Here is a 19,142-nt window from a genome sequence, read left to right as displayed (position 1 = left end):
GGTGGGACGGATCAGGCGGCCGAGGTCACGCGGTAGACGTCGTAGACGCCTTCCACATTGCGGACCACGTTGAGCAGGTGGCCGAGGTGCTTGGGGTCGCCCATCTCGAAGGTGAACTTGGAGATGGCGACCCGGTCACCGGAGGTGGTGACGGCGGCCGAGAGGATGTTGACCTTCTCGTCGGCCAGCACCTTGGTCACGTCCGACAGCAGGCGGGTACGGTCCAGGGCCTCGATCTGGATGGCCACCAGGAACACCGACGACGGCGACGGCGCCCACTTGACCTCGATGATCCGTTCCGGTTCCGAGCGCAGCGAATCGGCGTTGGTGCAGTCGGTGCGATGCACGCTGACCGCGCCACCGCGGGTCACGAAGCCCATGATCTCGTCGCCGGGGACCGGGGTGCAGCACTTGGCCAGCTTGGAGACCGTCCCGGGCGCGCCCGGAATCTCCACGCCCGCATCGCCTGTGGTGCGCTGACGCGCCGGCACGGTGGACGGCGTGGACCGCTCGGCCAGTTCGTTCTCGACATCGCTGACGCCGCCGAGCTGGGCCATGAGCCGCTGCACCACGTGGTGCGCGGACACCTGGTTCTCGCCGACGGCCGCGTACAGCGCCGAGATGTCGGTGTAGTGCAGCTCGTGGGCGAGCGCGCTCATGGCGTCGACGCTCATCAGACGCTGCAGCGGCAGGCCCGAGCGCCGGACCTCCTTGCTGATGGCGTCCTTGCCCGCCTCGAGGGCCTCCTCGCGGCGTTCCTTGGCGAACCACTGCCGGATCTTGGCCTTGGCGCGCGGGGACACCACGAAGTTCTGCCAGTCCCGGGAGGGTCCGGCGTTCTGGGCCTTGGAGGTGAAGATCTCGACGACCTCACCGTTCTCCAGCTGCCGTTCCAGTGCGACCAGCCGCCCGTTGACGCGCGCGCCGATGCAGCGGTGGCCGACCTCGGTGTGCACGGCATAGGCGAAGTCCACCGGGGTGGACTTCTGCGGCAGGGTGATCACGTCACCCTTGGGCGTGAACACGAAGATCTCGGGCGATTTGAGGTCGAAGCGCAGCGACTCCAGGAACTCGGCCGGGTCGGCCGCCTCCCGCTGCCAGTCGAGCAGCTGACGCATCCACGCCATGTCGTCGACTTCGGTGGAGTCGTTGGAGTGCTTGCCCTTGGTCTCCTTGTATCGCCAGTGCGCGGCGATGCCGAACTCGGCGGTCCGGTGCATGTCCTGGGTGCGGATCTGCACCTCCAGGGGCTTGCCGTCGGGGCCGACCACGGTGGTGTGCAGCGACTGGTAGACGCCGTAGCGCGGCTGGGCGATGTAGTCCTTGAACCGCCCGGCCATGGGCTGCCACAGCGAGTGCACGACACCGACCGCGGCGTAGCAGTCGCGCACCTCGTCGCAGAGGATGCGGATGCCGACCAGGTCGTGGATGTCGTCGAAGTCCTTACCCTTGACGATCATCTTCTGATAAATCGACCAGTAGTGCTTCGGACGGCCCTCGACCACGGCATTGATCCGGCTCGACGCCAGGGTGTTCACGATCTCGGCGCGTACCTTGGCCAGGTAGGTGTCACGTGATGGCGCGCGGTCGGCGACCAGCCGCACGATCTCGTCGTACTTCTTGGGGTGCAGGATCGCGAAGGCGAGGTCCTCCAGCTCCCACTTGACGGTGGCCATACCGAGGCGGTGCGCCAGCGGCGCTATCACCTCGAGGGTTTCGCGGGCCTTCTTGGCCTGCTTCTCCGGCGGCAGGAAACGCATGGTGCGCATGTTGTGCAGCCGGTCGGCGACCTTGATCACCAGCACGCGGGGGTCGCGGGCCATGGCGATGATCATCTTGCGGATGGTCTCGGCCTCGGCGGCCGCGCCCAGGTTGACCTTGTCCAGCTTGGTGACACCGTCGACCAGATGGGCGACCTCGGTGCCGAATTCGGCGGTCAGCTCGTCGAGCGAGTACCCGGTGTCCTCGACGGTGTCGTGCAGCAGCGCGGCCACCAGCGTGGTGGTGTCCATGCCCAGCTCGGCCAGGATGTTGGCCACGGCCAGCGGGTGCGTGATGTACGGGTCGCCGGACTTGCGGAACTGGTGGGCGTGCTTCTCGTCGGCGACGTCGAAAGCCCGTTGCAGCAGAGCGAGATTCGCCTTCGGGTACAGCTCCCGGTGCACGCTGGCGAGGGGCTCGAGCACCGGCTTGACGGCGGCGATGCCGCGCTGCCCGGTCATGCGGCGGGCCAGGCGCGCGCGGACGCGACGTGATGCGGAGGTGGGAACGGCGGTGGTGTTGCGAGCGGCGGACTGCCCGTTGGCCGATGGGGTGGCGGACTCACCCTCGGGCGATTGCCCCGAGTTCGCCTGCTCCAGATGCTGTGTCATGCCACCTCCGCTCGCGGCCTCGATCGGAAAACCATATCGGACCGTTCAACCACCCAGATCATCCACTTTAGTCCTGGAATCGGATCCCGACCGGACGGCGATCACCGCCGGTCCGAACAGCTCCGGAGCGATGAACGATACCCGGTCGGGGCTCGGTTTCGCGCCCGCATGGGACCCGGATTGTTCCGGTGTCGGCCGGGCCTCCCTGCTCATTGTTCGCCCGTGCTCTCGACCAGGCCCTCCGGGGTCAGTTCCAGCCGCCTGGTCACCCCGATCTCGGTGAGGAAGCGCGGGTCGTGACTGACCACGAGCAGTGCGCCCTGGAAGCTCGCCAGCGCCTCGGTGAGGTGGGCGAGGCTGGGCAGGTCCAGGTTGTTGGTCGGCTCGTCGAGCAGCAGCAGTTTGGGCGCGGGTTCGGCCAGCAGCAGCATGGCCAGGGCCGCGCGCAACCGCTCACCGCCCGAGAGCGCGCCGGCCGCGACATCGGCGTCGGTGCCGCGGAACAGGAACCGGGCCAGCTGGGCCCGGATCTGTTCGGCCGAGGCGTGCGGCGCGGTGGCCGCCACGTTCTCGAACACCGACCTGGATTCGTCGAAGACGTCCAGGCGCTGCGGCAGCATGCGCCAGGGCACCCTGGGCGACTCCTCCCGGATGCGGTGCAGCAGCGTGGTTTTGCCGATGCCGTTGCGGCCGGTGAGCGCGATGCGTTCGGGGCCACTGACTTTCAGCGTCACCGTCGGCCCGCACGGGAGCCGCACCTCGGTCAGTTCGAGCACGTCCTGGCCCGGGTAGAGCCGGGTGTCCGGCAGGTCGACGCGGATCTCGCGGTCGTCGCGCAGCCGGTCCTGCATATCGGTCAGATGATCCTTGGCCTCCTCGACCTTGCCGATGTGGTTGTTGCGCAGCTTGCCCGCCGAGACCTGAGCCTGGCGTTTGCGCTCCCCCATGACGATCTTGGGTTCGCGCTTCTGGTCCCACATCTTCTGCCCGTAGCGTTGCCGCCGGTCGAGTTTGATGCGGGCCTCCACGAGTTCGCGCGCCTGCTTGCGGACATCGCTGCGGGCCTCCCGGATCGCCGCGCGGGCGGCGTCCTGCTCGAGCTCGATGATCCGCTCGTACTCGCTGAAATTGCCGCCGAAGAGTCGGATCTCGCCCTGCCGCAGCTCCGCGACGGCGTCCACGCGGTCGAGCAGTTCGCGGTCGTGGCTGACGGTGAGCACGGTGCCGGGGAACTGGCCGACGACCTCGTAGAGACGTTGCCGCGCCACCTGATCGAGGTTGTTGGTCGGTTCGTCCAGCAGCAGGACGTCGGGTTCGCGCAGCAGCTCGGCGACCAGGCCCAGCAGTACGGTCTCACCGCCGGAGAGGGTGTCGAGCCGCCGGTCCAGCTGCGCGACATCCCCTGCGACGTAATGCAATCCGAGCCGTCCGAGCAGTGCCACGGCGCGTTCCTCGATATCCCAGGCGGTGCCCACGGTTTCGAAGTCGGCGTCGGTGCCGGATCCGGATTCGATGCGGTGCAGGGCCTTCCGGATCCCGGCCATCCCGAGCACCGCGTCGACCCGCTGCCCCGCGGCCAATCCGAGGTCCTGACGCAGGTACCCGAACCGCCCCGGGATGCTCACCGAACCGCGCGCGGGGCGCAGTTCGCCGGTGATCAGGCGGAAGAGGGTGGACTTCCCCGCACCATTGCTGCCGACCAGGCCGAGGTGACCGGGTCCGAGCTGGGCGTCGAGACCGTCGAAGACTCCGGTGCCGTCCGGCCACGCGAAGGTGAGATCGGAAATGGAAATAACGGGCATTGACATGCGGGCCTCCCCGAGAGTGAGCGAATGCGGCGCGCGATTGCGGGCCACTCGGCGATCACCTCAGAAGAGCAACGGCATGTCTCCGATCGGACGGGAAGAGAACTCGACTACGGTAACCGAGATCAACGAGCCCGTGCAAGAACGTATTTCGTGAGCCGAGTCTCACCGCCGGTCAGCGCGCGGCTCGCGCCGTGCACCGCAGGTAGCCGAGCGCGATCACGGCCAGCAGGGCGGCCAGGCCGTACATGACCGTGGCGCCGTGCTCCAGGGTGATGCCGCCGAGCGCGGTCCCCGCGCCGATGCCGATGTAGATGCAGGAGGCGTTCAACGCCACCACCAGCCCGGACTCCTGCGGCGCGGCCGCGATGAGCCGGTGCTGCTGCGCCGGCGTCTGGCACCAGCTGGCCGCACCCCAGCCCAGGGTCAGCAGCCCGACCAGGGCGGGAACCCGGGTGTCCGTCGCCGCCAGCACACCCATGCTCGCCAGGGTCGCCGCCATCAACGCGTATCCGGCGGTCAGCACCCGGGTGGCGCCGAAGCGGTCGGTGGCGTAACCGGACGACAGGTTGCCCGCCACCGCGCCCACGCCGTACAACATCAGCATCCACGCGGTCGTGGCGGCCCCGATTCCCAAGGCCCCCAACGCCGGAACGGCATACGCGTACACGACATACGCCGCCCCCATGCCCAGCACCGTCAGCGGCAGCACGGCCGCGACCGACCGATTGCGCAGCACCGCCAGCCGTTTCGCGAGCGGGACCGCGGGATTGCCGGGCAGCGCGGGCACCCAGGCCGCGACACCGGCCGCCGCCAGCAGGCACCCGGTCGCGACCCCGGTCAGCGCCGACCGCCAGCCCAGCCAGTGCCCCAGCAGATCACCCAGCGGCACACCCAGCGCGGTCGCGATGGTCAGCCCGCCGACGACCACCGCCAGCGCCCGCCCGCGCGCCTGGGGCGAAACCAGCGCCGCGGCCACCGCGCCCGCATTGGGCGTGAAGGCCGCCGCTCCCAGCGCGGCCACGATCCGGGTGGCCAGCAGGATCGTGAACGTCGGCGCGAGCGCCGATCCCAGATTCGCCAGCGCGAGCACCAGCAGCGCCGACACCAGCAGCGCCCGGCGCGGCAGCCGCGCGGTCAGCGTGGCCAGCACCGGCGACCCCAGCGCATAGGCCGCCGCGAACACCGTCACCGCCGCGCCCGCGGTCGCCGTGGACACCCGCAGCGATCCGGCCAGGTCCGGCAGGAACCCGGCCAGGATGAACGAGTCGGTGCCGACCGCGAAGGTGCCCAGCGCCAGGATCAGGGTGCGCCGCAACCCGTTCGGCGCGGCGGTGGCCTCGGCCGTCGACGGCCGGGCAGTAACCGGGATATTGGCCATCCCGAATCTCCTTCCGAAAAAACCCGGCGCGGGGCCGGGTCGGTTTCTCGCGAGCGGCGCGACCGCTCAGGCGGTCACATGTTCATAGAAGCTGCGCGTGTGGGCCGAGGCATTGGCCGGGGCGGCGGCCATCAGGTCGGCCACAGTCTGCGCGGCCAGCTCGCGCCGCCAGGCCAGTTCGGCGCGCCCCATGGCCCGGGCGATGCCGCACGGTTTGGCGAATTCCGTACCCGCCCGGGTGGCTCCGGCCCCGCGGCGGCGAATCTCGGTGCAGCGGAAGGCTTCCGTGCGTCCCTCGACCGCGGACACCACGTCCATGAGCGTGATGCGTTCGGGTGTGCGGGCCAGCCGGTAGCCCCCGCGCGCGCCGGGCGTGGAGTCGAGAATTCCCTCGCGCACCAGCGGCTGCAGCCGCTTCTTCAGGTATTCGGGCGGCAGCTCGAAGATCTCGGCCAGGCGGGCGGTGGCGATCGGCGCGTGATCGTCGAGCCAGGCCAGCACCGTGCAGCAGTGCAGTCCCCATTCGACGCCTTCACCCATCATCATGAATAGGGATAATACATGTCCCGGATACCCGGGCCAACCCCGATTCAGCGGCTGATGCGGCGGGCCTTCATGCCGTTCGAGAGCGGCACCTCGGTCACCTTGCCGCCGGATTCGGCGTGCAGCATGCGGCCGCTGCCGGTGTAGACGCCGACATCCGAGGGCCCGCGCGGGCCGAAGGATCCGAACACCAGATCACCGGGTTCGGCATTGAGCAGCTGGACCTCCACGCCCTGTTCCCACTGCTGTTCGGCCGTGCGCGGCAGGCTGATGGTGCTGCCGCTGGCGGCGAACACCGCGGCCGCGGTGAAGCCCGCCTGGTCGAATCCGCCGTCGCTGGGCCCGCCCGGACCGCCGCCGCCGAAAACGTAAGGGGTGCCGACCCATTGCTGTCCCGCCGCGACGATCTGCGCCCCCAGATCGGCATTCGGGTCGGCCTGGAACCGGCCCTCGCTGCCGAGGCTGCGGAATCCGGGCTCGGCGGCCAGGATCCGCGCCACGTACGGCCGGGTCTCGGTGTAGTGCCGGGAGATCTGGTTGGGCATGCCGCCCGAGGCGAGCACCGCACCCTCACCGGCGTTGTAGGCGGCGATGGTGAGCGCGGTCAGGTCGCCGGAGACCTTGCCCTCCGACATCCAGCCCTCGATGGTCTTGGCGATGGCGCACATGTAGCGGCCCTGCCCGATGATGGCGTCGGCCGGATCCAGCACGCTGGCATAGCCTTTGCCGTCGGCGTCGATGACGTACGGCTGTCCGTCGGGTGCGAGGGCCTTGGCGGTCCCGGGCATGAATTGGGCGATGCCCTGTGCACCGTCCGGGGACACCGCGTCGGTGCGGAACCCGGATTCGGCCTGGCCCTGAGCGGCCAGCAGCGAGGCGCCGATCTCCGGGCACAGCGAACCCGCGCGGCGGTACCAGATCTCGAGTTCGGGCGGCACCTTCCCGGACGCGAGATTGCCTCCCGGCGTGCCGAATCCGTTCTCGCAGTATGGCGTACTGGGCGCGGGAATGGTGCCGCCGGCCAGCCACGGCATCGGGTCGACCTGGTGCCCGCCGGTCAGCCGCCCGCCCGGCACCAGCTCGAAATGCAGGTGCGGGCCGGAGGATTCGCCATTGCTGCCGACATCGGCGATGTGCTGGCCCATCTGCACGACGTCGCCGGTGTGCACGAAGATGCCGTTCTGGTACATGTGCCCGTACACGGTGGAGTACCGGCGGCCGCTCTGGTCGAGGGAGTCGATGACCACCCAGTCGCCGAAGCCGGACGCCGCGCCCGCGGCCACCACCAGCCCGTCGGCGGCGGCGTAGATCGGCGTGCCCGCGGGGGCCGCCAGGTCGACGCCCATATGGGTGCCGCCGCGCGCGCCGAACACGTCGCTGACGGTGAATGTGCCTGCGGCGAGCGGATATTGGTGCCGCCCGGCCCCGGTGAGGCTGCCCGCCTCGTTCACCGTGCCGGGCGCCGCCGCCATGGAGGCATTGGCCGGGGCGAGCTCGGTGGAGGTGGGGGCGGCGTCCTCGATGGTGACCTGGACCCGGTCCAGGTGATTGCGGGCGACGTCGCCGCGGTCGCCGAGCGGGCTCCACTCGGTGCCGGCGGCCGCGCCCGGAGTCCAGCTGCGCTGCTTCCAGATCAGGTAGTCGACCCGGAAGGCGGCCGCGTTCTGCTGCAGGAACGAGACGATGGCGTCGCCCTTGCCCGAGTCCGCGCCGACGATGAATTCCACCGAGCGCCCGGCCTTCAGGTCCGGAACGGAGTCGTCGTTGACGACCCCGCGCATGTCCATCATGCCGAAGTGGGCCACCGTGCAGCGCAGCACGCGCAGCGCGCCCTCCTGCAGACCGGCCTCGACGGGCGAGCCGGTGGTGGGGCAGTTGGGTTCGGTGCGGGCCGAGGTGACGGCCGGAACGCTGGGTGTGCCCGGGCCGCAACTGGTCTCGCTGGCGGGCAGGATGATGACGAGGACGAGGGTCAGCAGACCCAGCACCAGGGCGACCGCCCCACCTACGAGGACTTTGGGCTTCACGCCCGAACGCTCCCGGCCGCCGCGGTGATCACCCGGACATCATGCCATGGCGGACACGCGGTTTCACGGAGCTGCGTGTCTGTTTCGAACGGATCTGCGTGTCTGTTTCAACAGGCATACAGCGGGCATCCCCCTGATATGCCGTACGTCGCCCGCAATGAAGTCCACGCCGCTCGCATCATCAGCGGCGTCGGCGCGTTGTTCGCCCTCGTCGAGGGCGTCTACATCCTGATGCTGGTCCTCAACGCGGATCAGTCCAACAAGTTCTTCGTCTTCATCAAGGGGCTCGCCGAACCTCTCGCATTGTTCTTCCCGGGGCTGTTCCACACCGGCAGCCCGAACGTCGACACCATCCTGAATTACGGCCTGGCCGCGGTCTTCTGGCTGGTGGTCACCGGTTTCGTCGCCCGGGTCATTGCCCGCTAGAGGCCGGCGGCCGACAGATCGAACGCGGTGAGAGCCGCGGCGAACAGAGGTGTGTGCTCGGAGCGGCCGGGATCGTATCCGGTAAGGGCGGCGATGCGGTTCAGGCGGTAGTTCAGGGTGTTCCGATGCACGACCAGCGACTCGGCGGCCGCGACGCGATTGTGGTCGCAGGCCAGATACGCGCGCAGGGCCGCCATCAGGTGCTGATGCTCGGCCAAGGGCGCGAGCAGGCCGAGTAGCCAGGCGCGGGCGGGGCCGGGGCGGGCGAACTGGTACTGCAGGGCGAGGTCGGCCATGCGGTACACGCCGGTCGGCCGACCCAGTCCGAGGGCGAGCCGGGCGATCTCCCCGGCCTCCTCGGCGCGCGCCGGAATCTCGGAAACCGTTGCGGCGGTGGCTGTCCCGGCTATCACCCGGCCACCTGCGGCGGCGGCGATCCGGGCGACCGCGGCGTCGACCCGGGCGGCCGGTTCGCTCACCGGCACCAGCACCCAGCCCCCGGCCCGATCCAGCACGGTCAGCGCCAGCGGTGACAGCGCGTCGACCTCCCCGTGGATCACGCGCATGGCGGGCCGCGCGCCGTCCCCTGCGGCGGGCCGCACATCGCCCACCGGGGCGGCCGTGCCGGCGGTGCGCAGCGCCAGCACGTGGTAGCCGCCGAGCGCGATCCCGAATCGATCGGCCAGCAGTTCGGCCGGTTTGCCCTGCAACAATGCCTGCGCCAGAGCGCGTTTGGCTTCCCGCTGCTCCCAGTACAGGTCCTGCCGCTCACGCAGATAGGACCCGGCCACGCCCGGAATGACGACGCCCAGATACCGCAGCAACTGCGGCACGGCCCGCAGCAGTTCCTCCCGCTCATGTTCCGTCCGTGCCTGCGCGGTGAGGAAGTTCCAGGCCGCCAGCGCCCCTTGGTGATACACCGCCAGCACCGCGTCCAGGGGGATGCCTTCGCGCGCCCGCCGCACCGCGACCGCGATCATGTCGTCCAGATCGCCGGCCTGGGGTTCGCGCCCCTCCCCCAGCAGTCGCGCGAACAGCCGCAGATTGTCCTCGGCACGATGGATCACGTCCCGCTCCAGCAGATCCCGTGGCAACTGCCCGCAATCCGGGACGCTGCGCACCACCGCCGCCAGGATCTCCCCCGCGGCCTCGGACAGGTGGGTCGCCAGGAATTCCGCGAACGCGGCCTGATCCTCGGGTGGGTTACTCACCGGTACATTGTTGCCGCGACCGAATCCCTTCGCGGGGCAAATGAATCCAGCAGGGCGAATAGCCGCCACCGCCGGACCGGCCTGTCATTCCACCAAATCCGGCCGATCAACCCTGAGCCCGTGCACAGAGACCGCGACCACCTTTGTCTGGGACTCGGACAGCGCACGCCGTCCATGCCGGTGTACATCTACCACGCGCAGTACGACGAGATCCTGCCGAACGCGGGCGTCGACCGCCTGGTGGGCCAATACTGCGCCGAGGGCGCACCCAGCGTCGTCTACGAACGGGAACTGGTGGCCGAGCACATCTCCGGTGTCGCCGGGCAGCTGCCCGGCGCGTTCCACTGGCTGCGCGACCGTCTCGACGGCGTTCCGGCCCCCGAGGGCTGCACCATCACCGATCCGATTCTCGTGATGGCCGAGCCCCGGTTCTGGCAGACCCTCGGGGAGATCCTCCCCACCGTTGTGCAGTCTCTGATCGGTCAGGCCATCGGCGCGGGGAGGTGACCGGTCATAGCTCGACGATGGAGGTCAGCGGGTAATCACCCTGGCGCTCACGGCCTTTGAGGAAGCCGAGCTCCAGCACCACCGCCGCCGCGACCACCTCGGCCCCGGCGGTGGCGAACAGCTCGGCCGCCGCGGCGAGGGTGCCGCCGGTGGCGAGCACGTCGTCGAGCAGCAGGACCTTACGGCCCTTCAGATCGATGCCGTCGGCCGGGATCTCCAGTGCGGCCGAACCGTATTCGAGGGTGTACTCACGCGAGATGACCGGCGGCGGCAGCTTGCCCGCCTTGCGGACCGCGATCACGCCGGTGCCGAGCGTGGCGGCCACGCCCGCGCCCAGCAGGAAGCCGCGCGCGTCCACGCCCGCCACCAGGTCGGCGTCGGGGGCGCAGGCCGCCAAGCAGTCCAGCACCGCGCGGAAGCCCTCGGAGTCGGCGAACACCGGGGACAGATCCGCGAAACGCACTCCCGGCGTCGGGAAGTCGTCACGCCAGCGGGTCAACCGCCGCACCGCGGCCTCCGCGCGGGCGGCCCGCTCCCCCGCCACCTCGGCCGTCTCCAGCATCTCGTGCTTGCTCATCGGCACCCACTCCTCATTCACCACGCCACCACGGCTCTCACCGTTTCAGCACCCAGCGATCCATGTTCCAGCCCGCTCCCGCCTCGGTGGGACTGGCGATGCCGTTCTCCATACCGTCACCGAACCCGATGGTGCGGGGGGCGGCGAACAGCGGAATCGACGGCATCTCGCTCCAGAGCAGGTTCTCCTGCTCGGTCAGCAGGTTCAGCACGGTGCCCGAGTTGTCCTCGGCCGCAAGCTGATCCGCGATGGCATCGTAGCGGCCGTTGCCGAATCGGCCGAAATTCAGCCCCGCGCCGGTGCGCAGCGACGCGATGGCGTCGGTGCCGGTCAGCGAACCCGACGGGCCCGGCATGCCGGCGGTGCCGCCCAGGATGGCGTCCACCTTGCCGTCGGTGAGCTGCGACGCGGTGAAATCCGGTGCGCCCGCGTCGACCACGGTGATGCCCGCGGCCTTGCAGGCGTCGGCGATGGCGGTCACCGTGGCCGCGCGCCGCTCGTCCGGCTTGACGTAGCCGATGCGCACGGTCTGGTTCTGGACACCCGAGGTCGCCGCCGCCTGGGTGGCGGTGGCGTCACCGCCCTTGTACTTGTCACCCGCACCCGAGATCGCCGAGTAGTACACCGAATCCTGTTGCACCGTCCGGGAATTCAACAGGCCCGCACCCAGCCCCAGCTTGACGTCGTAGCCCGGGTGCCCGAACTTGTCGAACAGCGCCTGCCGCGGCACGCACAGCGCGAACGCCCGGCGCGCATCCGCCGATCCGAACACCCCGCCGGTGCTCAGCACCAGCTGCTCGACCCCGCGGCTCGGCAGATTCTGCTTGCGGAACCCGCCCAGGCTCACGTCGCCCAGCGACCCGGCGCCCACATCGAGCACGCCGATCGACTGGTCCGACACCTTCGACTTCAGGTCGGAGTGCCGGTCCCACACCACGATCCGCGGCGTCCGGGGCTGATTGCCCCACCACTTCTCGTTCTTGACCAGCACCAGACCGTCCTTGTCACCGAACGAGTCGATCCGGTACGGCCCCGAGGACGGCAGCAGCGTCAGGTCCACCTTGCCCGGGGCGAGCTTCCAGCCGTTGTTCCAGAAGTCGGCGATGCGCTCGAGGGTGGGCTGATCCCCGGTCTGCACCGGCGTCACCACACTCGGGATCTTCACCTGTGCGGCGATCACGTGCGCGGGCATCAGCTCGGTGGCATTGAACAGCGTCTTCCACGCCGAATAGTGCTTGCCCGGCCGGAACACCACGGTGGCGTCCTTGGATCCGGGCTGGCAGTCCACCCGCTCGATATCGCGGTAGCCGTCGGTGCTCGCGGCGTCGAACAGCGGCACCGGCCCGCCCGGAGCGGCCTTGGTGAATCGCCCGCTGCGCGCGGCCCAGGTCAGCACCAGGTCATCGCAGGAGGTCGCCACGCCATCGGAGTAGACGCCTTCCGGGGCGAGCCGGTACTGGATGGTCTGCGCGTCGCCCGGGACCTCCTTGGCGGTGCCGGTGTCGGTGTCGGCCACCGGCTGCCCGTCCGGGCCGGTATAGAAGAACCCGGTCAGCACCCGCGAGAACACCGCGGCCGCACCGCTGTTCGCGCCCAGCGTGCTGCCGCCGTTGTAGCTGGCGACGACCGCGTCCACGCCGTACCCGATCGAGGGCACCTGATTCTTGCTGGAGCACCCGGCCAGCGCACCGGCGGCGAGGGCACCCGCCACCAGCGCGACGGCGGTCCGGCGCACAACCCTGTGGTCTTGCTTCACGGTCGCACCCCCTGCGCTCAGTGCCGTCGCTGCTGTCGTTTCCCAGTCGGCCGGGCCCCGGGACGCGGCGCCCCGGCACTCTGACTGCGCGGCGCGTGGTCGCGTCCGAAACCATTGGCGTCGGCGCCGCGCCCGGCGGCACCGGCCCGCTCGGCGGCCGCCGCGCCCACCCGCGCCTTCGCGCCACCGGAGCGGCGGTTGAGCACCTTCTTGGTGTGCGCGGCCACCGGACCCCAGGTCTCCTTGAGCGTCACCAGCACCGGCACCGCGAAGAAGATGGACGAGTAACCACCCACGATCATGCCGACCAGCTGCACCAGCGCCAGGTCCTTGAGGGTGCCGACACCGAGCAGCCACACCGCGACCACCAGCATGCCGATGATCGGCAGGATGCCGATGACGGTGGTGTTGATCGAGCGCATCAGCGTCTGGTTGGCCGCCAGGTTCGCCTTCTCCGCGTACGTGTGCTTGGTCAGGTGCAGGACACCGCGGGTGTTCTCCTCGACCTTGTCGAAGACGACCACGTTGTCGTAGAGCACATAGCCCAGGATGGTGAGCAGACCGATGACCGCCGCCGGTGTCACCTCGAAACCGACCAGCGAGTAGATGCCCGCGGTGACGATCAGGTTGAAGAACAGCGAGCCGATCGCCGCGAACGCCATGTCGCGTTCGAAGCGAATCGCGATGTACAGCGTGGTCAATCCGACGAACACCACCAGCGCCAGCAGCGCCTTCCTGGTGACCTGGCCACCCCAGGTCCCACTGATCTCGGCGACGCTGATGGCATTGCGGCTGGCCTGGCCGTTGGAGTCCTTCGGATGGAAGGTGTCGAACAGCGCGGTCTGCAGCTTGTCGGCCTGCTCGACACTCAGTGTGTCGGAACGGATCTGGATGGTCGCCGAGGACCCCGAGCCCGCCTTCTGCACGGTGACCGGGTCGTGGCCGAGCGTGGACCGGTAGACGTCCTCCACCTTCGAGGTGGTGACGCTGTCGGAGGCGGGCAGCTGGATCCGGGAGCCGCCCGCGAAGTCGATGCCCAGGGTGAAGCCCTTGAACACCATGCTGGCCACCGCGATGGCGATCAGCGCCGCCGCGATGCCGTAGTACACCCTGCGCTTGCCGACGATCTCGAAACCACCGGTACCGGTGTAGAGCCGCTCGAACAGGCTGTGCTGCTTGCCTGTCGGCACGGCCTCGTAGTCGAGCTCGGAGTCGGAATCCACGATGACGGGAGAGGACTTGGCCATGATCACGCCTCCTTCACCAGGACGCCGGCGGTGGCCTTGCGTTCCTGTGCAAGCTCTGCAATAGCGCCCAGGCCGTTCACCGACGGCTTCGCCCAGAACGGCGAGCGCGAGACCAGCATCATCAGCGGCGAGGTCACCAGGTACAGGACGATGACGTCGAGCACGGTGGTGACACCGAGGGTGAAGGCGAAGCCCTTCACCTGGCCCGCGGCCAGCACGTACAGCACAGCGGAGGCGATGAGCGACACCGTCTTGCCCGACAGGTTGGTGCGCTGCGCGCGCTGCCAGCCGCGCGGGACCGCGGACCGGAAGCTGCGGCCCTCCCGCATCTGGTCCTTGATGCGTTCGAAGAAGACGACGAACGAGTCGGCCGTCAAACCGATACCGATGATCAGACCCGCGATACCGGCCAGGTCGAGGGTGAAGCCGATCCAGCGGCCCAGCAACACGATCAGCGCGTACACCGCCACACCCGCCGCGAGCAGCGAGAAACCGGCCAGGAAGCCGAGCATGCGGTAGTAGAGCAGGCAGTACAGCAGCACCGCCAGCAGGCCGATGGCACCCGCGATCAGACCGGCGTGCAGCGACGAGATGCCCAGGGTCGCCGAGACCGTCTCGGCCTCGGAGGTGCCGAACGACAGCGGCAGCGAACCGTACTTCAGGGTGTTCGCCAGCTCCTTGGAGGTCTTGGCATTGATGCCCGGACCCGAGATCGCGGTGCTACCGCTGAACTGGCCGCCCTCCTTGATCACCGGCGCGGAGACCACGCGGGAGTCCAGGGTGAAGGCGATCTGCTTGCCCACGTACTTGTTGGTGAGGTTGCCCCACTGGTCGGTGCCGCTGGACTTGAACTGCAGGCTGACCACCCACTGGGCCTGCTGCAGCACGCCGGAGGCGTCCTTGATCTCGGTACCGTCCATCACGGACTTGTCGAGCAGGTAGACGGTGGTGCCGTCGGTGCTGCAGGTCACCAGGGGCAGGTTCGGATCGTCGTTACCCTGCAACGGATCCGGCTTGGAGCAGTCCAGCGTGGCCATGGCCTGCAGCTGGGCGTTCTGGTCGGTGCTCTGGCGGGCCGCCTTGGCGGCCGCGATCTCCTGCGCGGTCTGCTGCTGGCCGCCCGGCTGCGCGGGCGTCGACGGCGGCGCGGACGGGGTGGTCGGGGCCTGTGCCGGGAACACCCGGTTCTGCGGGGCCTCACCGGTCGTCGTGGGGGCCGGAGCCTCCGCCGTGGCCGGGGTGGTCTCGGTCGGCGTCGCGCTCGTGCTCGGCGGCTGCTGCGGCTGGGTCTGCTGCGGCTGCTGGGCCGCCTTACCCGCCTGCGCGGGGGCGCTCTGCACCACCGGACGGAAGTACATCTTGGCGGTGGTCGCCAGCGATTTCGCCTGTGCGCCATCGGCACCGGGGACGGTGATCACCAGATTGTCGCCCTCGATGACGACCTCGGAGCCCGCCACGCCCAGACCGTTCACGCGCTGCTCGATAATGTTCTGCGCCTGCTTGAGGCTGTCCTGGCTCGGCTTACCGCCATCCGGGGTGCGGGGCGTCAGGGTGACGCGGGTACCGCCCTGCAGGTCGATGCCGAGCTTCGGGGTGTGGTGCTTGTCCCCGGTGAAGAAGATCAGGCCGAACATCAGAGCCACCAGCGCGGCGTAGATGCCGAGCAGGCGCAACGGGTGCGCCGTTCCCTGAGAAGGTGGCACAGTACTTATCTCCTAGGCGGATTCGAAGGTGGAACGAGCTGGGCACACACCGCAGCGCCACCGGCCGCCGGGAATCCGGTGCGGCCGATGGCGCGGAGTATGTCAGTCCTTGGTCAGCCGCGGCGCGTCGTCGGCGGCTTCGGGGGCGGCGACGTGATCGTCGGCGACGCCGTTCGAAGACGCGGCTTCGGTGGTCTCGGCGGTGGTGTCCTCGGTGGCGTCGTCGTTGCGCACCTCGCGGATCGATTGCCGCAGCCAGGTGGTGACGACTTCCTCGGCGATCTCCAGATCGACGGTGGTGTCATCGAGCTCGACCACGGTGCCGAAGAGCCCCGACGTGGTGACGACCCGGTCGCCGACCTTCAGGCTGTCCTGCATCTCGGTGACCTTCGACATCTCCCGCTTCTGACGGCGGACACCGAGGAACATCGGGATGAGCAGGGCAACCAGCAGTAGCGGCAGCAGAAGGTCCATCGTCGAAGTCAGCCCCTAGTAAGTGGTCGGTTGGGTGCGTTTCCCACACAGTCTGCCAGTAATCCCTGAGAGAATGCGCGGCGACCTGTTCTAGAGTCCACGCTCGTTCGCGCAGGGCTGATTCATCCTGTTTCCCCCAGCTGCGCGGTCGACCGCCGACTCTGCCGACCGCGCAGTCGGTCCCACTCAGGCCGACTGCTGCCCGTAGGTGTAGTCGTCGAGCGGGAAGGTGGTCGCCTCGCGGTGGGCGTTCAGGGTGCTTGTCGGCCGCAGCAGCGCGGCCTCACCGTGCTGGTTGAAGTAGTAGCTACGGGCCGTGGCGCACTGGCCGCCGTAGAAGACCGACGAATCCAGTTTCTCGGTGACGCGATCCAGGAATTCGGCATTGGCGCGCTCGGTGACCTCGAAGACCCGTTCGCCGCGGCGGAACATCTCCCCGAACAGGCGCGCCATATGCTTCATCTGCGCCTCGATGGTGGTGAAGTAGGACAGGCCGCTGTAGGAGTAGGGGCTGTTGAGGCTGACGAAGTTGGGGAACTTCGGCACCGTGATGCCCTCGTAGGCCTGGAAGCGGTTGTCGCGCCAGAATTTTCCGAGATTGCGGCCGTCGCGGCCGATGATCTCGATGGCCGGGAAGTTGACGTCCCACAGGTTGAAGCCGGTGGCCAGGATGAGGGTGTCGATCTCGGTCTTGTGGCCGTCCGCGGTGACGATGCCGTCGGGCTCGATGTGGTCGATGGAGTTGGTCTCCAGGCGCACGTGCGGCTCGTTGAAGGTCTTGAAGTAGAGGTTGGAGAAGGTGGGGCGCTTGCAGCCGAAGTCGTAGTCCGGCGTCAGCTTCTTGCGAGTCTCCTTGTCGCGCACCTGGGTTCGCAGATGCGCCTTGGCCAGGATGCCCGCTGCCCTGTTGAGCGGCTTGGCCTCCTTGAAGTGCAGCACGCCGACCACCATGAGCGCCTCCAGCATGGAGGTGTTGACCAGGCGAGCGGCCTTCTGCGTCAACGGAACCCGCGCGAACAGATGCTGCACCGCGGGCGGAATCGGGGCGTCGACCTTCGGGACGACCCAGATCGGGGTGCGCTGGAAGACGGTGAGCGCCCGCGCCTGCTTGGCGACCTCCGGGATCAGCTGCACGGCGGTCGCGCCGGTGCCGATGATGGCGGACCTGGTCCCGGTGAGATCGACCTCGTCGTCCCACGCGGTGGTGTGGATGATCTTGCCCGCGAAGGTGTCGATGCCCGGGAACGGCGGGGTGTAGGGCTGCGACAGGAATCCGGTGGCGGCCATCAGGTAGCGCGCGGTGAGCGATTCACCGTTCTCGATGGAGACCACCCAGTACTGCTGCCCCTCGTCCCAGCGCGCACCCCCGACGACGGTGTCGAACCGCATACGCCGGCGCAGGTCGTACTTGTCGGCGACGTGCTCGGCGTACTTCTTCAGCTCCGAACCCGGGGCGAACAGCCGCGACCAGTACGGGTTGGGCTCGAAGGAGTACGAGTAGGTGACCGAGGCGATGTCCACGGCCAGGCCCGGGTAGCGGTTGACGTGCCAGGTGCCGCCCAGGTCGTTCTCCCGTTCGAGGATGACGAAATTGCTCATGCCGAGCCGATCCAGCTCGATGCCCGCGCCCATCCCGCCGAATCCCGCGCCGACAACGATGGCGTCGTACTGAGGTGCCACGCCGAACCTCCTGCAAGAACTGTGTTCGAACAAAGAAAATGATGCACATGTCACGGAATGACATCTCATTCCGTTTGTGATCACCGTATCATCGGGCTCGTGACGAAGCCATCCTCGAGAATCGAACGGCGCAAGGCCGAACTCCGGCAGGAGATCATCGACACCGCGTTCGCGTGTTTCGCCGAGCGGGGCTACCACGCCACCGGCATCGCCGACATCGCCGGCGAGCTGGGTATCGGGCACGGAACGTTCTACCGGTACTTCGAGAACAAGCGCGACATCATCGACCATGTCATCGACGATCTGTCCGCGCGGATCATCGAATCGCTGGGGACCGACAATGCCCCCGACGCCGCCGACAGCCTCGAGGAGTACCGCGCGCAGGTGGATCGGATCGGCGACGCGCTGAACCACATCTTCCTCGAGGACCGGCGGGTGGCGCAGCTGCTGTTGTTCCAGGCCACCGGCATCGACACCGAATTGACCGCGCGGCTCTACGGTTTGCTCGACACCGCCGACATGCTGACCGCCGGGTACCTCGAGCACGGGGTCGAACGCGGTTATCTGCGTGCGGATCTCGACACTGTGAACACCGCGCGGGCGGTGACCGGCATGATGCTGGCCGCCATTCTGCACGGCATCCGGACGCCCGAGGTGCAGGCGGTCGACGATCTCAGCCACGCCATCCGGCATCTGCTCATCGACGGCGTCCGCAAGCACTGAACCAGCTTGTACAAACGGACCCGTTTGTCCGGTGCGGCCGGATTCGGCTGGGGGCGGAGGTAATTCGGACATGCGGCCATTGGCACAATGACCCGAGTGACCCCAGACGACGTCCGCCGCACCCGGTTCGGCCACGCGCCGTCCGGGCCCCACGGCTACCACCCGGCCCAGGTGGACGCCTTCTGCGCACGCATCGCCGACACCATGCTCGGCCGCGACCATCTGAGCATCGCCGACATCCGGCACATCGAATTCGACGATCCCCCACCCGGACATCGCGGCTACGACATCGACGAGGTCGACGACTTCCTCGACCACGTCTGCACGGAACTGGAATACCTACGCCGCGGCCGCGGACGCCTCCCCGCCGGCCGCACCCCCGACACGCTCACCCACGACGACGTCCTGCGCATCCAATTCTCCTCTCCCCCTTACGGTTTCCCCGGCTATTTGGCCGACGAAGTGGGCGCGTTCCTCGACCGCCTGGCGGCGACGCTCGCCCACCACGGCCCCAACGGCCTCACTCCGAAGGAGGTCCGGGACATCACTTTCCACCTCGCCTCCGACGGCACACCCGCCTATCACTGCGAGGAGGTCGACGCCTTTCTCGACCTGGTGGTCCACCAGCTCGAGAAGTCCGAGGCATCCCGGCACTGACACCCGAAGGCGGAGGAGAATCTCCATCGGACGTCCCACGCGTAGGGACCTTG

Annotated in this window: 16 protein-coding genes; 4 read left to right on the top strand and 12 right to left on the bottom strand. The window is 68.7% G+C overall.

Annotated elements, in window-relative coordinates; genetic code table 11:
• Positions 1-11: 11 nt before the first annotated feature.
• The 5 genes from ACFXHE_RS25725 to ACFXHE_RS25705 form a co-directional block, all read right to left on the bottom strand.
• On the bottom strand, positions 12-2,372 hold the full coding sequence (locus ACFXHE_RS25725) for a RelA/SpoT family protein (protein ID WP_354837222.1): 2,361 nt from the start codon (positions 2,370-2,372) through the stop codon (positions 12-14).
• Positions 2,373-2,581: 209 nt separating this feature from the next.
• Positions 2,582-4,180 carry an ABC-F family ATP-binding cassette domain-containing protein gene (locus ACFXHE_RS25720; protein ID WP_379386951.1) on the bottom strand — a complete coding sequence of 533 codons (1,599 nt, stop codon included), beginning with the start codon at positions 4,178-4,180 and terminating at the stop codon, positions 2,582-2,584.
• A gap of 172 nt (positions 4,181-4,352) precedes the next feature.
• Positions 4,353-5,558 carry an MFS transporter gene (locus ACFXHE_RS25715; RefSeq protein ID WP_379386949.1) on the bottom strand — a complete coding sequence of 402 codons (1,206 nt, stop codon included), beginning with the start codon at positions 5,556-5,558 and terminating at the stop codon, positions 4,353-4,355.
• A 66-nt stretch (positions 5,559-5,624) separates the two neighbouring features.
• Positions 5,625-6,104 carry an RrF2 family transcriptional regulator gene (locus ACFXHE_RS25710; RefSeq protein ID WP_379386947.1) on the bottom strand — a complete coding sequence of 160 codons (480 nt, stop codon included), beginning with the start codon at positions 6,102-6,104 and terminating at the stop codon, positions 5,625-5,627.
• Between the two features lie 44 nt (positions 6,105-6,148).
• Positions 6,149-8,128 (bottom strand): peptidoglycan DD-metalloendopeptidase family protein, encoded by a 1,980-nt coding sequence (locus tag ACFXHE_RS25705; RefSeq protein WP_379386946.1) that lies wholly within the window; start codon positions 8,126-8,128, stop codon positions 6,149-6,151.
• Positions 8,129-8,266: 138 nt separating this feature from the next.
• On the opposite strand from ACFXHE_RS25705, the gene ACFXHE_RS25700 reads away from it, so the two are divergent.
• Positions 8,267-8,554 carry a hypothetical protein gene (locus ACFXHE_RS25700; RefSeq protein ID WP_379386945.1) on the top strand — a complete coding sequence of 96 codons (288 nt, stop codon included), beginning with the start codon at positions 8,267-8,269 and terminating at the stop codon, positions 8,552-8,554.
• Here ACFXHE_RS25700 and ACFXHE_RS25695 read toward each other — a convergent pair.
• Positions 8,551-9,765, bottom strand: coding sequence for a PucR family transcriptional regulator (locus ACFXHE_RS25695; RefSeq protein WP_379386944.1), 1,215 nt, complete (start codon positions 9,763-9,765; stop codon positions 8,551-8,553). The genes ACFXHE_RS25700 and ACFXHE_RS25695 overlap by 4 nt on opposite strands.
• A gap of 120 nt (positions 9,766-9,885) precedes the next feature.
• Here ACFXHE_RS25695 and ACFXHE_RS25690 point away from each other — a divergent pair, with 120 nt between their 5' ends.
• Entirely contained in the window at positions 9,886-10,272 is a 387-nt protein-coding gene (locus ACFXHE_RS25690) for a lipase family protein (RefSeq protein ID WP_379386942.1), read from the top strand.
• Positions 10,273-10,276: 4 nt separating this feature from the next.
• On the opposite strand, the gene ACFXHE_RS25685 is transcribed toward ACFXHE_RS25690, so the two are convergent.
• The 6 genes from ACFXHE_RS25685 to ACFXHE_RS25660 all read right to left on the bottom strand — a co-directional run bounded on the left by ACFXHE_RS25685 (position 10,277) and on the right by ACFXHE_RS25660 (position 17,709).
• A complete protein-coding gene (locus tag ACFXHE_RS25685) occupies positions 10,277-10,849 on the bottom strand; it encodes an adenine phosphoribosyltransferase (protein WP_379386940.1) in 573 nt (190 codons plus the stop codon).
• 37 nt (positions 10,850-10,886) lie between these two features.
• Positions 10,887-12,605 (bottom strand): ABC transporter substrate-binding protein, encoded by a 1,719-nt coding sequence (locus ACFXHE_RS25680; RefSeq protein WP_379386939.1) that lies wholly within the window; start codon positions 12,603-12,605, stop codon positions 10,887-10,889.
• A 17-nt stretch (positions 12,606-12,622) separates the two neighbouring features.
• Positions 12,623-13,852, bottom strand: a complete 1,230-nt coding sequence (secF, locus tag ACFXHE_RS25675) for a protein translocase subunit SecF (RefSeq protein WP_379386938.1) — start codon at positions 13,850-13,852, stop codon at positions 12,623-12,625.
• Between the two features lie 2 nt (positions 13,853-13,854).
• Positions 13,855-15,555, bottom strand: coding sequence for a protein translocase subunit SecD (secD, locus tag ACFXHE_RS25670; RefSeq protein ID WP_379386937.1), 1,701 nt, complete (start codon positions 15,553-15,555; stop codon positions 13,855-13,857).
• A gap of 102 nt (positions 15,556-15,657) precedes the next feature.
• Entirely contained in the window at positions 15,658-16,029 is a 372-nt protein-coding gene (yajC, locus tag ACFXHE_RS25665; protein WP_379386935.1) for a preprotein translocase subunit YajC, read from the bottom strand.
• 186 nt (positions 16,030-16,215) lie between these two features.
• The gene (locus ACFXHE_RS25660; protein ID WP_379386933.1) at positions 16,216-17,709 is read right to left on the bottom strand and encodes a flavin-containing monooxygenase; all 1,494 of its coding nucleotides are present in this window, start codon (positions 17,707-17,709) and stop codon (positions 16,216-16,218) included.
• Positions 17,710-17,766: 57 nt separating this feature from the next.
• On the opposite strand from ACFXHE_RS25660, the gene ACFXHE_RS25655 reads away from it, so the two are divergent.
• Together ACFXHE_RS25655 and ACFXHE_RS25650 are read left to right on the top strand one after the other, a co-directional pair.
• Positions 17,767-18,432 (top strand): TetR/AcrR family transcriptional regulator, encoded by a 666-nt coding sequence (locus ACFXHE_RS25655; RefSeq protein ID WP_379386931.1) that lies wholly within the window; start codon positions 17,767-17,769, stop codon positions 18,430-18,432.
• Positions 18,433-18,519: 87 nt separating this feature from the next.
• Entirely contained in the window at positions 18,520-19,089 is a 570-nt protein-coding gene (locus tag ACFXHE_RS25650; protein WP_379386929.1) for a DivIVA domain-containing protein, read from the top strand.
• Positions 19,090-19,142: the final 53 nt, after the last annotated feature.

The sequence above is a fragment of the Nocardia sp. NPDC059229 genome, assembly GCF_042754165.1.
In the GTDB taxonomy this organism is placed as follows: domain Bacteria; phylum Actinomycetota; class Actinomycetes; order Mycobacteriales; family Mycobacteriaceae; genus Nocardia.
The sequence above is the reverse complement of the archived record's forward strand: the minus strand, read 5'-3'. Positions and strand labels throughout refer to the sequence as shown.

Bases quoted from the DNA above. Each gene is read 5' to 3' on its own strand.
- secF (WP_379386938.1), bottom strand. From the start codon at position 13,852: ATGGCCAAGTCCTCTCCCGTCATCGTGGATTCCGACTCCGAGCTCGAC.
- ACFXHE_RS25720 (WP_379386951.1), bottom strand. From the start codon at position 4,180: ATGTCAATGCCCGTTATTTCCATTTCCGATCTCACCTTCGCGTGGCCG.
- ACFXHE_RS25715 (WP_379386949.1), bottom strand. From the start codon at position 5,558: ATGGCCAATATCCCGGTTACTGCCCGGCCGTCGACGGCCGAGGCCACC.
- ACFXHE_RS25685 (WP_379386940.1), bottom strand. From the start codon at position 10,849: ATGAGCAAGCACGAGATGCTGGAGACGGCCGAGGTGGCGGGGGAGCGG.
- ACFXHE_RS25650 (WP_379386929.1), top strand. From the start codon at position 18,520: ATGACCCGAGTGACCCCAGACGACGTCCGCCGCACCCGGTTCGGCCAC.
- yajC (WP_379386935.1), bottom strand. From the start codon at position 16,029: ATGGACCTTCTGCTGCCGCTACTGCTGGTTGCCCTGCTCATCCCGATG.
- ACFXHE_RS25710 (WP_379386947.1), bottom strand. From the start codon at position 6,104: ATGATGATGGGTGAAGGCGTCGAATGGGGACTGCACTGCTGCACGGTG.
- ACFXHE_RS25725 (WP_354837222.1), bottom strand. From the start codon at position 2,372: ATGACACAGCATCTGGAGCAGGCGAACTCGGGGCAATCGCCCGAGGGT.
- ACFXHE_RS25655 (WP_379386931.1), top strand. From the start codon at position 17,767: ATGACATCTCATTCCGTTTGTGATCACCGTATCATCGGGCTCGTGACG.
- ACFXHE_RS25700 (WP_379386945.1), top strand. From the start codon at position 8,267: ATGCCGTACGTCGCCCGCAATGAAGTCCACGCCGCTCGCATCATCAGC.